This window comes from Bacillus sp. FSL K6-1560 (assembly GCF_038592935.1).
GTDB lineage: Bacteria > Bacillota > Bacilli > Bacillales > Bacillaceae > Bacillus > Bacillus subtilis.
Window position 1 is genome coordinate 2,372,003 of the sequence record NZ_CP151946.1, and the last position, 16,504, is coordinate 2,388,506.

Sequence of the window (16,504 nt, forward strand, 5' to 3'; positions counted from 1 at the left end):
TCCTATAACAGTTGTTGAATCTTTGTGCTGTCACCCGGGTGATAGCTTCGCAGCTTTTGAATGGCGGAGCCGTGAGTTTCCGGGTACACTTCAATCGTTTCTTCTGTCTGTTCCGCTTCATCATTCGTTTCGTTTGCCATTTTCATCATCACTAGCTGCTTCAGCGGTCCCCCGAGCAGCAATTCCAAAGCTTCCATTGCTTCAGGGGCTTCAATTGAGCCTATGCCTGCCTGAGCCATTCTCTTCTGGTAATCCGGTGATGAAACAACACCAATGCTTCCCCAATAACTCCAATTCATCACGGCCACTGTACAAGGCCATACTTGAGAAAGCCGTTGTGCAAAAGCATCCTTAAAACTGCAGCCCGCAGCGTAGTTGCTTTGTCCGGAAGCTCTTGCAAACGATTGTACGGAAGAGAAAAACAAAACAAAATCCAGTGGTTCATGCCGGAAAACTTGGGCCATTCGCACGCTTACATCAACCTTTGCAGCAAGAACGTTTCTGAAACATTCCTCACTCATATTCATCAGGCTTCGGTCTTGTAAGACAATCGCAGAATGGATGATGCCGTTGATTTCTCGATGCGTTTGTTTCATTGTTTCATACGCTCGTTCTAATTCCTCTCGGTTAGCCGCATCAGCTTGAATGTAATACGGGGCTGGCCCTAGACGCGCAAGTCTGTCCAGCTTGCTTTGAATGGCTGCATCCTTTTTCCTTCTGCCAATCCAAACGATCTGCGCCCGATATGTTCTGATCATATATTCACTCCACGCCTCACCAATACCGCCAGCTCCGCCTATGACAACATAAACACCTCCGTGCTTATACTTCGTGTGCACCGGTTGATTGTTGTGTACTGGAATTAGACGAAGCTTATGCCAAATCTTGTTTCGATAGGCCCACGTATTCCCTTCTTGATCGGCAGGCAAGGAAAGGAGTTGAGATAACGGCAGGTCTTCGTATTTTTTAACATCGATCAGCTTTGTCTGCCAATTTGGATATTCTTTTGACATTGAACCGATCAGGCCGTGCACCCCGGCATCGACCGGGTCGACAATATCATGCTGATCAACATATTGTGTATTCACCGTCACGACCGTCCAGCTTATCTCCTTCTGTCCATAGCCTAAAGAAAGCATTGCCTTAATGAGCCTATACATTTGAATGACGCCTTGATCTTGGGCTTCAATCATTTCATCGCCGACTTCGCACTCTGTCACACGAGAAGGAGACATCCACACGATGTGGTCAAACGATCCGAGTGCTTCAAGCTGGCCTGTAATTCTATGAATTGATGCGTTCGGCTCAATGTACAGCTCCTTGGCAAACGGAAACTCCCTTTGAACAGCTTTTCTGCTGTTGTCATCCCCTCCGAGGATGACAACACGCTCATCAGCAGGCGAAATGCTCCTCTTCTCCAGCTGCACTCGATCCCATATCGGCGCCATAAGAAGCGCTCCGTTAAGAGTTGCTTTGGAGTTTCCTAGTGATGTCGGCCCGTCTGGCGGTTGTATGCCTTCTTCCAGCAGCCTTGAGGTAATCCCCTTGATTCTTACACACACTCGGCCTTGTTCATCACACAAATCAATATCCAGTCTCTGTATTTTGTCCTCATTAGGACGAGATGTCACAGACACCCACATTTTATTTGTACACGGGCTGAATATTTCTAGCTCTTGCAGTGCAAAAGGCAGAGAAAGCTGCTCGTCACCGGAATTCAGCTTTAGCCCGATCGACGCTTGTAAAGCAGAGTCGGCCATACTTGGATGAAGAACGAATTCATTCAGTGTGTGAGTTACACCAGCAGGCAGAGAAAGCTCTGCCAAGGCTTGATTGCGGCCGATGTAAAGCCGATCTATCCCTTGAAAACCAGGTCCGTAGTCAATGCCGATCGCCTTAAACAATTCATAACACTGGTCGTGTGAGAGTGTGCTTAAACTGCATTGGTCTTGAAGCGCGCTGATATCCTGGACTGGAATGTCTCCTGCCCCGCGGATTGAAGCACTGCCTTGACAATGTATCTTTCGATCATTGTGTGCAGCCTCTGTATAGACGTTAAAAGCAATCTCGCCGTCCTGCTGGGGATTTAGACTGATATCCACTTGCACAGGCTGGCCGTCCGCCACAATCGGCTGCACCCACACAACATTTTTGATGTGAATAACAGATTGTTGATCTTCGGTTCTTCTCACTGCTCTTGTAACGGCAGCATGAACCATCTCAAGATATGCCACGCCCGGCATAACCGGTTTCCCCTTCACCTTATGATCGGCGAAAAAGAACTCAGCACCTGTAAAGGCCGAGCTGAAACGCTGCTCTGACAAATCAGATGTGTTGACATGTATCAATGGATGCAAAGCTGCTGATTCGACTGTTTTTAAAGCTGTTTGATGGGCGGCTGCCTCCTCTTTCGTATCCGTTATCCAGTAGCGTTCTTTCGCAAATGGATAGGTAGGGAGGCTGATGCGTTTCGGCTGTTTGCCGTCATACAGTTTACTCCAGCCTATTTCCATGCCTTTTACCCATAAATCAAGCAGTCTTTCATATATGTGAGGCTCCCAGCTATTGTTGAGCGTTTTCTGTACTTCGTCATCTGATCTCAATGTTTGTGCGATACCTTTTTCTGCTCTGCCTCTGTACATGTACTTCGCATTGGTGCCCCCTTCTATAAAGAGGTTCAGTTTTTCCAGCAAGTCTCCAGTCGAGACAGCGATGATCCCTAATCTCTCCTCCATTGCATCACGCCCCTCTTGGAGTGTATAAGCAATATCAGTGAGGTCACGAGCAGTGATAGATCGCTTGCTGATAAAGTCTGCTAATTGCCGGGCTTGGTCTTTCAGACGATCTTCATCCTTTGCCGACAAAATAAAGATGCCCGGGTGCTGTGCTGTCACAGCTAGTGCTGTTGCAGGATGGGTTGTTTCTTTCGGAATATATTCCTCAATGACCACGTGGGCATTGACGCCGCCTATCCCGAACGAACTGATACCTGCGCGGCGCGGCAGCTCTCGGCCGGCTTCATCCCGAAGCGCCTGCCACTCTCTCGATTCCTGCACAATATAAAACGGGCTGTCGTCCAGTCTGATATACGGATTAACAGTTTCACTGTACAGACTTTTGACAAGCGTTTTATGCTTGAGCTGCAATAACACTTTAATGACACCCGCCACACCGGCCGCAAGCGATAAGTGGCCGATGTTTGTTTTCGCTGATCCAAGTCCGCAATGGCTGCCATGAACAGCCGGGTCCCCCGTTTTTTCATACAGCTCTTTAAATGCCGCTTTTAAGCCGTTGATTTCTACTGGATCGCCCAGCTCGGTTCCAGTCCCATGCGCTTCAATATAAGTTACGGTTCTTGGATCAATTCCCGCTTTTTCATATGCTGTTTTTACGACATCCGCCTGAGCTTTCGGATTAGGAGTCGTTAGAGAATTTGCGCGGCCACCGTGGTTTACCGCACTTCCTTTAATGACACCGTAAATATGATCACCGTCTCGTTCAGCCGCTGTCAGCTTTTTCAGAAAGAGAATGCCGGCACCTTCACTGACTGCGAATCCATCGGCTTTGTCAGAAAATGTTTTGCATCTTCCTTCTTTGCTCAACGCCCCGGCCTTATCATAGGCGATATGGCCTTGCGGAGTTACGACCGTGTTGACCCCTCCCGCAATCGCCATTTCACAGTTTCCATTTTCAATGGCGCAAACCGCATGATGAATGGCGACCAAAGAGCTTGAGCACGCAGTGTCGATCGGTTCACTCGGTCCATGAATGTTCAGGAAATAACTGACTCTATTCGGTCCTGCAGAAGGACTCATATTCGCAGCCGCTGAGCCTTCGATGTCTACATTTGACAGAAGTGAACTGTACCCTGTGTTTCCTGTCCCGATGAAGATGCCCGTTTTGGTTCCTGCCAGGCTTCTCGCTGAGTGTCCCGCTTCTTCTACCGCCTTCCACGCATAGGTCATTAACAGGCGCTGCTGAGGCTCCATCTGCTCAGCCTCCAGCGGAGATATGCCGAAGAACAATGGATCAAAGTCAGCTACTTCATCAATAAAACCGCCCCATTTGACGTTTGTTTTATTCGCTTCTTTCAGAGGGTCTCCGTAATACTCCTGCCAATCCCAGCGGTCTTTTGGAACCTCTGTAATACAATCCGTGCCCGATAACAGGTTCTTCCAATATTCCTCAATGTCTTTTGCCTTTGGGAAAACGCCGCTCATCCCAACAATCGCAATAGGCTCAGGCTTGTGATCAGCTTCCTTTTGCATTGGTGTTGCCGAAGGTTTTACAAAGCGGTTTTCAGTCGAAAACATCATATTTTTTATATTCTGTTCGACAGGCTGCATCAGCACCTCAGCTTTGGCAGGCGTTTGAGCTGTAAAAGCATTTGGATATTCTTCTGACAGATACCCTGCAAATGCATAAACAGTTGCGTGCTCAAAGAAGATCGTAGGCGTAAGATCCAGCTTGTACTTCTCATTCAGTGTATTTGCGAATTCAGTTAACGTAATCGAATCAAATCCATATTGATTAAACTCCATGTCCTGGTCAATCTCTTCAGGTTTGATTTTGAGCAATTGAGAGATTGTTTGCTTTAAAACTTCTTGAATGTGGTCAAACATATTCCCTTGATCCATTCTCGCTTCAGATGTCACCGGGACTTGCACTGTTTTCATTGGTACATCATCAGAAGACGGCTTTTGAGTCAGCTTTTCCCTCATCATGTCTTTGAATCCTTCCATGACGATGACTTGATCTTTGCCAAATGCCAAACCTTTATACAGCGCTTGAATGCCGGTCTCGGTCCGCATTGGAGTCACACCTGTGTTTTTCAACGTCATGTTTTCAATTTCTTTATTCGCGCGCATGCCGCCTTCTTTCCAGAGCGGCCAATTGATTGACAACGTTTGTCCGTGCCTGTACATGGCGGTTACAAGCGCATTTCGATAAGCAGCATAACTGTCCATAAATGCATTAGCCATTGCATAATCGGCCTGTCCCGCGCTGCCGGCAACACTTGATATTGAAGAAAAGAGGATAAAGAAATCTAACGCAAGATGCTCGGTTGCCTCATCCACATTCACAAGCCCTTTCACCTTAGGAGCGAGAACTTGTGTCAGCTCTTCATTGGTTTTGCTCATAAGATAGTTATCTTTAATCAGCCCAGCGCTGTGAATGACACCATTCAAGTCTTCGTAATCAGACGTAATGCTTGTGATAAGCTCGGAGGCTGCTTCCGTTTGTGTCACGTCAACCTGCCTGTATTCTGCGCGAGCCCCTAATTGCTGAAGTTCGTTAAGCTCCGCCTGCTGATCCGCATTCAACGCGGATCTGCCTGTCAGAATGAGCACAGGCTGTTCGGCTTGGCGAGCAATCTCTTTTGCAAAAATAAACCCAAGTCCTCCTGCGCCGCCCGTGATGAGGTAAACACCTTTATCTCTCCACGGCATGCTTATTTCCCGATCATCTATTTGCATTTCATCCAGATCATTGATGTACCGTTTGCCTTTTTCATATTTGATGTGCTGATCTTCTGTGTGCCTTTTATTCTCTTTCAGTTTTTCTATCACACTTTCAATATTTTCATGTGAATCGATTTCAATCGTCTGGCCGATTAGTTTTTTATTCTCCAAGCCGGCAGTTTTAAGGAGCGCCGATAGCCCTGAGAATGAGTACTGCTTTCTTTGTGCAGAGGTAAGCAGCTGGATCAGAACATTGCCCTGAGGTCTGCTTTTGAGAAGACCCTGGACCGTCTCAAGCGCTTGTTCGGCATAATCCTGGAACCTCTCTGCAAGTCCTTCGCGGAATGACTCCAAAACGATGCATTCCGCTCCTGTCATTCTTGATTCAATGCGATCTTTTGAGAGGCCATTCATGTCGCAAAGCATGACAATGTGCCGTTCGTAATGAGGCTCAGGACTTTCTTTTTTAAAATCCTTAGGCACCCATTTTTCTTCAAACATCAGGGTTTCCAGCGTTTGATCAGATTCCGCCGATCCAGAGCCGCCTTCCGCTGCTCTGAAAGATAATCCTTTCATCCGTACGCAAACATTGCCGCTCTCATCTAAAACATCAATATCGCGCTTTTGCACCTTATCAGTTGCCTTGCTGCCTTGGCTGTATCTTGCGTAGACCCACATTTCTGACGAACATGCTCCGAAGACTTCAAGCTCCTGGACCGCAAAAGGCAGTGTCAGCTGGTTATCCCCGGCGCCTGTCAAAATGCTTGACGCCTGCAAAGCAGAATCCATCAGCCCAGGGTGCATTTTGTATTGGCTGAGCGTATCTGCAGCTGACGGATGCAATGACAATTTTGCCAAAACAAATTGTTCAGCTGTATAGATTTTTTTCACTCCGCGATAAGCAGGACCATATTCAAATCCAATCATTCGATAGGTGTCGTATACTTCGTTTACGCTGAAATGACTTTCCTGACACTGCTCCCGCAGAGATTGCAAATCAACCGCCGGCAGATTTTCAGCAGGATTCAATACCGCGCTGCCTTGACTGTAGACGATTGACTGTTCGCCAGTAACGTCTGAATGACCATAGATTTCATAAGAGATCTCACCATTTTCTCCCGGTAAAAGCCTAATGTGTACTTGCTGTGGCTGATCCTCTACAACAATAGGCCGCACCCACACCGCATTCTTTAGCTTCATGGTGCACGGTACACCTTCTACCTCTGCGGCCTGCTCAACAGCTGCCCGCGCCAATTCAAGATGAGCCACTCCCGGCAAAATCCGTTGGCCTTTCACAACATGATCAGCAAGGAAAAACTCTTCTCCCGTATAAATAGAGCTAAACCTTTGTTCCGAGAGATTCGATGTGTTTTGATGCATTAATGGATGCAGCACGGCTCCGCCAAGGCGGGAGGCTGCTTGATTTGCATCAATGCTGCCGATTTTTTCAATATGATCAGAGATCCAATAACGGTCTTTTGCGAAAGGATACGTCGGCAAGCTGATGCGCTTTGGCAGATTCTCGCCATACAATTTCGTCCAGTCTACATCAAGCCCCTTTACCCATAATTCAAGCAATTTTGCATACTTTCCCCGTTCCATCCATTTCTCGACAGCTTCTTGAATCTCTTCGTCCTCTGTCAGCATTTGGAGTGTGCCTTTATCAATCCTGCCTTTAAATACATCCTCCACACCGCTTTTGCCTGCTGCAAAGTGTTTTAACTTTTGCTGTACATCCTCAATGGAACCCGAAATAATCCCGAGACGTTCTTCCATCGCATCCCGTCCGGCTTGCAGTGTATAAGCGATTCGGGCGAGATTTACGTCACTATATGTTTGCTTATCAAGCGCATCTGCCAGCTGCTGTGCATGTTCTTTTAGCCGCGCTTCATTTTTAGCCGATAAAACGAAGATACCCGGATGTTCCGGCGTGATGGATGGTATATTCTCATCGGATGCTTCCGGAATATATTCCTCGATAATCACGTGGGCGTTTACCCCGCCGATTCCAAATGAACTGACACCTGCCCGTCGAGGAAGCTCTTCTCCCCGTTCATTTTTCAGCGCTTTCCATTCTTCCGTTTCCCGTACGATATAGAACGGACTGTTTTTCAGCTGAATGTATGGATTCACGTTTTCGCAATGCAGACTTTTCACTAAGGTTTTATGCTTAAGCTGCAATAATATTTTAATAACTCCTGCTGCACCGGCTGCCAGCGATAAGTGGCCGATGTTTGTCTTTACAGACCCTAATCCGCAGTAAGGATTGGCTGATGTGTCTCCTTCATTTACACCCAATGCTTTAAAAGCTGATTTCAAACCGTTAATTTCAACCGGGTCTCCAAGCTCCGTCCCGGTTCCGTGGGCTTCAATGTAGGTCACGGTTTTCGGATCGATTCCCGCTTTTTGATATGCCGACTGAATAACATCTGCCTGCGCCTTCGGATTGGGAGTCGTTAAAGAGGCTGCACGGCCGCCGTGATTGATTGCACTGCCTTTTATGACTCCGTAAATATGGTCTCCCGCTTCTTCAGCCGCTTTTAATTTTTTCAGGAACAGTATGCCGGCACCTTCCCCATGCGCAAAACCATCGGCTTGATTTGAAAACGTCTTGCATTTTCCTTCTTTGCTCAGTGCTCCCGCCTTATCAAAGCTGATATACACCTCAGGAAGGATAATCGTATTTACACCGCCGGCTAATGCCATGTCACAAGTGCCTTCCTCAATTGAAGAGATGGCATGGTGGATCGCCACTAGTGAACTTGAGCACGCTGTATCAATCGGTTCGCTCGGCCCATGCAGATTAAGGAAATAACTGACCCGGTTCGGACCGACCGATGGGCTCGTATTGGCTGCCGCTGATCCTTCTATTGCCGAATTCGCTTTAAATAGAAGAGAGCTGTATCCTGTATTTCCCGTTCCGATGAAGACGCCGGTCTTTGTGCCTGACAACCTTTTCGCCGAATATCCTGCATCTTCGATCGCTTTCCAGGCGTAAGTCAGCAGTAAGCGCTGCTGAGGTTCCATTTGTTCAGCTTCACGCGGGGAAATGCCAAAGAATAATGGATCAAAATCTGCAATACCGTCAATAAAACCGCCCCATTTCACGTTCGTTTTATTGACTTCCTTCGCCGGATCACCTTCATATTCACGCCAATCCCAGCGATCTTTCGGGATTTCCGTCATGCAGTCTTTGCCCTCTTTTAAGATGTTCCAGTACGCCTCAACATCTTTCGCCATAGGGAAAATCCCGCTTATGCCCACAATGGCAATTGGCTCAGGCCCTGCATCACTCTGTATGGCGTTTGGCAGCATGACTTGCTGCTTTCTGCGTCTTTTAGCTTTGGCACGCACGGCTTGTTCCTGTTTCGCAGCAGGCTGAAGCTGAGCCGATGCAGCGCGCACAGCAAATGTCTTCGCAAATACCGATTGATATTCTTCTGACAAATGCTTGCCAAACGCATGAATCGTCGGGTGGTCAAAAAATACGGTTGGCGTCAGCTCTAACTGATAGACGCGATTGATATGGTTGGTGAATTCAGTCATGGAGATAGAATCAAAACCATACACCGTCATCTCGGCATGATCATCAATCGTTTCAAGCTTGACCTTTAACAGCTTGGCGATCTCTCGCTTTAACATCGCCTTTACTTTATCCAGCAAACTGTCTGTATCAATGCTATTTATTTGTTCAGTCATGTGTTCTGCTTCCTTCTTTTCCATAGGTGCGGAGGCTTTTTTTGCCAGCATGTTTTGTTTTATTTTCTGCACATCGCCTTCGATCACCATTACTTGGTTTGCCTCTGAATGAAGTGCTTGATATAATGCCTGAATTCCTTTTTCCGCCCTCATAGGAACAATACCGGCCAGTTGCACAAGCCTTTTCTCAGTTTCTTGATCGACCTGCATGCCTCCATCTCTCCATAAAGGCCAGTTTACAGAAAGCGTCTTCCCATGCCGCTGGCTGAGGTCGGCAAGCCTATTTCGATAGCCTGCATACATATCCATAAATACATTGGCTGCCGCATAGTCAGACTGGCCAATGCTCCCTAAACTTCCTGAAAGAGATGAAAAGAGAATAAAGAAGTCTAAAGGCAAATCCTTGCTCGCTTCGTCTAGATAAACAAGCCCTTTTACTTTAGGCGCCAGTACATCGTGCAGATCTTTTGCCTGTTTATTAACCAGGTAGCTGTCCTTGATGATTCCGGCACTATGAAGAATACCGTTCAGACGGCCATATCTTTTTTGAATGTCGTCAATGAGCTGATAGACTTCAATTTTATTGGTAACATCTGTTTGCCGGTAGGTGATGTCAGCCCCCTTGCTATGAAGCTCTTCCAGCTTTTTGCTTTTGCTTTCGCTAAGAAGTGAGCGGCCTGCCAGAATGACTGTCGCATTTTTCGTTTGTTCCGCAATTTCCTTTGCAAAAATATGACCTAGTCCGCCGGCACCTCCTGTAATGAGATAAACGCCATTATCTTTCCACGGTTTGCTGCCGTCTCCTTTTGCCTGTTTGATTTCACGCCAATCAGCAATATACCGTGTCCCGTTTTGATATTTGACATATGAATCGCTGCTCATTTGATTTTCTAACAGTTTGCCAGCAATGCTTTCTCCACTTTCTTCACTGCTGACTTCAATCATTTGGCCGGTTAGTTTGGCATTTTCCTGACAAGCTGTTTTCAGCAGTCCTGTCAACCCTGAAAACAATTGCTGTTCTCCCTCTGCAGAGGTTACGATCTGAACGAGAATGCCGTCCTTCGGTTTCGTACGAATGATCTCTTTTACCTTTTTAAACACTTGTTCTGTATAAGAATGGAAACGCCCATCTACTGAAGAAGGCCTTGCTTCCAGGCTGTATACATGGACATCCTCGATGGCTGCTTCAATCTGTTCTCTCGTCACATGATCATATTCACATAGGAACACGAGATGCTCTGCATATTTTTTTGCTGCCGCGCCTTCAGCTGCCTTTTGTTCTTGCCAAACGGGCTGAAGCAATAAAGTTTCAGCGTTCATTTTTGATGGTTCGGTTTGTATATCTGCCTCCATCACTCTCGTCGAAAATCCTTTCATCCGCACGCAAATCGTGCCATGCTCATCGCATAGATCAATATCGACTTTCTGTATCAAATCTCCCGGTTTGTTTTTCGAGTTGAATTGAACATAAACCCACATGTCAGAAACGCACTGACCAAAGACCTCAAGTTCCTCCAGGGCAAATGGCAGTGCTGCCTTAAAGTCTTCAGTGTCTGAAAGTTCCGCTCTGACGACATTTTGCAAATATTCAGCCGCCTGTAACGCCCCGTCCATTACACTTGGGTGAAGAACATAATCGTCTGACGTATGCAAGACAGATTCCGGCAGTGATAATTTGGCAAGCAGCTGGCCGTCGCCTTTATATACGGCCTCTACACTCTTGTAACCTGGACCGTAATCGGCGCCGATCATCCCTTCATAAAACGACGCAGCATCCATTTTGCTTTGATCACATTGTTTCTTGATCTTATAAAGATCCAGTGCTTTTTCTTGCTTTAAATGAATCAATTCCGCTTTACCTTGGTTATATACAACTGGTTCTGCATCAGCGGATTCCGGCTCGCCATACATCCGATAAGCAATGTGTCCGCCATCTTCATCGTAAAGTCCGATATTTACCTGAACCGGCTCACTTCCTGCTACAACCGGGCGAACCCACACGACATTTTTCAGCCTGATTCCAGTTTCATGATCCTCCAATCCGCCAATTCCTTGTTCTATAGCGGCTCTTGCCATTTCAAGCGTGACCGCCGCCGGCAAAATCGCCATGCCTTTAATGACATGCTCGGCAATAAAATACTCTTGTCCTGTGAAAATGGAGCTGAAACGCTGCTCTGACAGAACCGATGTATTATGGTGCACCAAAGGATGCAAACGAGATGGTTCAATTGTTGTGATAGCGCCGGTGCTGCTTTCAGGCCAGTAGCGTTCTTCGGCAAAAGGGTATGTCGGCAAGCTGATGCGGCGTGGCTTTGTATTTGGATAGAGCCTGCGCCATTCAACGTGAAAGCCATTTGCCCACATCTCGGCAAGCTTTCTCAATTCTTCTTTTGATATCCGTGATGAAGCCATATCATCTGCTTCAGCATTTCCAAGCAGCTGTTCAGCGGATGTCATTCTCGTTTTTTCTCCTTGAATACAGCCTTCTGTGAGCGGCTTTCCAGTCACAAAAGCTCCCAGCTGATGTTTCCATTCTTCCAGATCGTTCACTATAAAAACGATCCTGTTATCCATTGCTTCACGGCCGACTTGAAAGGTATATGCAATATCTCTTAAAGAGAAATGTCTTTGCTCGTCTTGTCTGATATAGGACAGCATTTCCTTCGCGTATACTTGGAGCCGTTCACTATTTTTAGCTGATATAGGAATGATGTAAGGCTGATTGCCTTCGTTTTCGGTACTTGCATCAGAAATGTTTTCATATTGCTCAAATATTGCATGGGCGTTAGTTCCGCCAAGGCCGAATGAGCTCAGAGCCGCCCGATGGACACCTGCGTGTTTCTCTAACGATTTTCGTTCACGGACAACATAAAAAGGAGAGCTTTCAAACTTTATATCCGGATTCGGCTCCGTACAATTGATGGTCGGTGCAAGTTCATTATGGTATAAACTCATCGCAACTTTAATGCATCCGGCTAACCCCGCAGCTGTATCCAAATGGCCGATATTCGTTTTCACTGAACCAATTCCGCAAAATTGTGTTTTGTCGGTGTATTGCTTGTACACTTTATTTAGCGCAGACATCTCAATAGGATCGCCTAATTTCGTTCCCGTACCGTGTGCTTCAATATAACTGACCGTTTCAGGATGGATCTTGGTTGTATCCAATACATGCTGTATCACTTCTGTTTGGCCTTTTACACTAGGCGCATAGAAGCCTGCCTTCTCTGCCCCATCATTATTGATGCCTATTCCGCGCATAATGGCATAAATATGGTCTCCGTCTTTTACGGCATCCACAGCTTTTTTCAGCAGGATGACTGCTACGCCTTCACCTCCGGCCATTCCGTCCGCCGAAGCATCGAACGCCTTTACATGCCCGTCGCTTGAAAAATTCAACCCGTTTTGGTGCACGTAGCCGATCGCTGATTGTGCGTGCAATGTTGCGCCTCCGACAAGCGCATATTGTGATTCGCCCGATGTCAGGCTTTTGTATGCTTGATATAAACCGACTAGTGATGAAGAACAGTTAGAATGAACAAAATAGCTTGGCCCTTTTAATCCGAGCTTATGTGAGATCATTGTGGGAATGGTTCCGCTTTGGGCTAAAACCCATGAGACATAGCCATCCGGTGATTCATGTCCTTCTGTTGTCTCCTTCGGCAATAACGTTCTATATGAATTGCTGCTTGCAGACATATATACACTTGTTGCCGGAATTTCCTTAGCCACATATCCTGCATCTTCAATCGCTTTCCAGGAGTGCAGCAATAAGAGGCGGAGCTGAGGGTCCATATACTCAGCATCTTTTGGCGAGATTTGAAAGAAACCGGGATCGAATAAATCTTTCCCTTCGATCACAGATTGCACCGGCACATAGTCAGGATGCTGTATCAATTCTTCAGGAACTCCATTTGCGCGAAGCTCTTCTTCAGAAAAGAATCGTATGCTTTCTTTGCCTTCTTTGATGTGGTTCCAGAAGTCATGATGATTTTTCGCACCCGGGAACTGGCAAGATATCCCCACAATCGCAACACTGTCGTCAAAATAAGGAGGAATCTTCTGTTCTAGGTGTTTTCTATCTTTTTTGATATCATAATGATCTTCATTTTGTGTCCCGGCTAGATCTGAGTTTTTCATCTCCAAAATGTATTCACTGATTGCACGGATCGTGGAATACTCAAACAGCTCAGTAACATGAAACTCACAATCGAATTCTTTTTTGATTCGTTCAGCCACAGCTACAGCCAGAAGCGAATCGCCGCCCGCATCGAAAAATCCGTCTTCCGGCCCAATTCCGCTGACCTTGAGCGTTTCCTCCCAAATGCGCAGCACCTGATCCTCTATTTCCGTTAATTGCAAGTGATTTGGTTTCCTTCTGTTGAACACGATATCGCGTTTTTCTAATTCTTTACGGTTCACTTTTCCGCTGGGCGATAATGGAAGCTCATCTAAGCGGATAAAGTGTGAAGGTATCATATATTCGGGCAGACTCGATTTTAAATGAAGGCGCAGATCTTTTGGATTGGCAGAGGCATGTCCGCTTTCCTCTGTATAATAAGCAGCGAGCTGTTGATGGCCCTCCAGCTGCTTCACCACTACCGCCTGATCTAAAATGCCCGGAAATTCACTCAGCTTTGTTTCTATTGCGCCCAGCTCTACGCGAAAACCACGTATTTTGACTTGGCTGTCAATCCGTCCCAAGTATTCTATGTTGCCGTCAGGAAGCCACCTTGCTGAATCACCCGATTGATATAGCTTCGTCCCTGGTTCAAAGGGATTATCAATAAATTTTTCAGCCGTAAGCCCCGGCTTTTTAAAGTAGCCTCTTGCTAAGCCGGCTCCAGCGATGCAAAGCTCACCAGGCTTTCCGATCGGGACAGGCTTCAAATGCTGGTCCACAATGTAAATTTTCGTGTTGGAGACAGGCTTTCCAATCGGTGTATGGTGACTCGCGATATCTCCTTTTCCGCATCCGAAATACGCAGCGTAAATGGAGGCTTCCGTCGGTCCGTATATATTTTCAACACGGCAGTTTGTAAAGAGTGATACCGCCTTTTTCACTAATTCTTTAGGGAAGGCTTCACCTGCAACCATCATATACTTCAGCGGACCATCCTCTGTGAATCGCTTGTTGTCTTTCGCTATTTCTAAAAAAACATGCAGCATGGCCGGCACAAAATTAATGTGAGTCACTTTATATGTTTCAATATAATCCATGCAAAGCTGCGGTGATTTCTCCCCATTAGGCGGAAGAATCACAAGACGGCCGTCTCCAATAAACCATCCGAATAATTCTGAGATCGATACATCAAACACATAGTTCGTCTTCAATAGATATGCATCCTCAGCCGTTACAGGATAGTGAGATTCAAGAAAATTCAGGGTATTCATAATGCTCCGATGCTCTACCATAACCCCTTTAGGCTCTCCAGTGCTTCCCGATGTATAAATAATATAAGCGAGGTGTTCCGGTTTTACTTCCCGCTTTAAACCGCTGCTTTGCTGGTCTGTATAATCGTTTCGGCAAGCTAACTCGATATTGATCGCTTTTACACGGCTGCCAGTTAATCCGTTGATCCTATCATGAACGTTAGGTTGGGTGAGGACAATGGATGCCTGACTGTCTTTGAGCATGTACTCTAATCGTTCTTGCGGAAAACTTGGATCTAACGGTACATACGCTCCGCCAGCTTTCAGTATTCCTAAAATTCCGATGATCATATCAAACGAACGCTCTGCACAAATGCCAACGGGCTGTTCAGGTCCAACACCCTGATGTTGAAGGTAGACTGCCACAGATGTGCTTTTTTCATCTACTTCTTTATATGTAAGTGATCTGTCTTCAAACATGACAGCAACCGCATCAGGGATTTGTTTCGCTTTTTCCTCAAACACCTCATGTATACACTTGTCATTTGCGATGTTTGTCCCTGTCGCATTCCATTGTTCCAGCAAACTAGTTTGTTCTTGATTTAATTGCAAAGAGTAAGCTTCAAGCGGCAAAGACGGGTCCTCCATCATGTGCTGCGCGAGCTTCATATAGTTCTCCATCATGCTTTCAATGGAGGACAGTTCGTACAAATCAGGGTTGTACAGAAGATGAAGCACTGTTTCATTTTCTTGCTCATATATTTCGAGCGCCAGCTCAAATTCACCCTCTTGCCGAATGTCTTCAATATATTCGATGCCAAGCGTTTGATACGGTTCGAGCACTTTTTGCAAACCTGTTGCCTGAAAAAAATTTTGGTACAGAAAGGCTGTTTGAAAAACCGGAGAATCCGCGGCCGAGCGGTCTACATTCAGCTCTCTTACCAATGCAGGGAACGGAAACGCCGCATGATCCAGACCGTCAGCCACTGTCAGCTGCAGTTCCCGAATAAATGCTGTTAATGGCTGAGATCCGATATTCTTGCTCCGAACAGCCATCATATTGATAAAATAACCGATTAGGGTTTCAAATCTGTCTTCTTGCCGACCCATTGTCGGAACGCCAACAATGATATCCTTTTGTTTTGTATAATGATGCAGCAGTACTTTGTAAATGGAGAGAAACACAACCGATTCATTCACATGATTGGTGCGGGCAAACGATTTAATTTGATTTCTCAGGTGATGGGGGAGCAAGCTTTTATAAGCTTGCCCCTTGAATTTTCGTGCTGAAGACCGCGGACGGTCAGCAGGCAAATCAAGAACTGGCAGACTCCCAGACAACTGTTCTTTCCAGTAAGCGAGATGCTCTTCCCCTTCTCTGCCAGTCAGCATCCGTTTTTCCCAATCGACAAAATCGTAATAATCAGCTGTTGATGGCTGCTGCAAGGGTTCAATCCCATTCAGCAATTGTTGATACGCTTCGAATAGCGCCGATATCAATGTCAGCATCGACACACCATCAAATATGATATGGTGAATTGTTATAAGAACAATGCATTCTTCTAACCGATGAAAAAGGTGTGTGCGCCATAACGGACCAGCTTCCAACTGGAAAGGTTCTTTTGCTTTTTCTTTTAGAAAAGGCAAAATATCTGCTGATTTCATTGCTGATATATCCTCTTCCACAAAATAAAGATCCTTTGATAACTGAACCGATTGAAATGGAATGCCATTTTCTTCTTGAATCACACTGGCTAAGACCGGATATTGTCTCTGTACAAACAGAAGGGCTTTCTTGAACGTCTCTGCATGTATTGGTTTGCTGAAGCGAAAGCATAAAGGAATGTTATATGCACTCATCCCAGGAGACATTTTTTGAAGCATCCACAGCCCTTTTTGCCCTTCTGAAAGCGGGCTTTTCAACTGCCGCTTCATGCCTTTAAGATGTTCTTCCACCTCAGAAATGGTTA

At 46.1% G+C, this 16,504-nt stretch carries 1 protein-coding gene; it reads right to left on the reverse strand.

The window, feature by feature from the left end:
* Window positions 1-2 precede the first annotated feature (2 nt).
* Entirely contained in the window at window positions 3-16,469 is a 16,467-nt protein-coding gene (locus NYE22_RS13055; protein ID WP_342412781.1) for an amino acid adenylation domain-containing protein, read from the reverse strand.
* Window positions 16,470-16,504 lie beyond the last annotated feature (35 nt).

Bases quoted from the DNA above. Each gene is read 5' to 3' on its own strand.
- NYE22_RS13055 (WP_342412781.1), bottom strand. From the start codon at position 16,469: ATGAAGCGGCAGTTGAAAAGCCCGCTTTCAGAAGGGCAAAAAGGGCTG.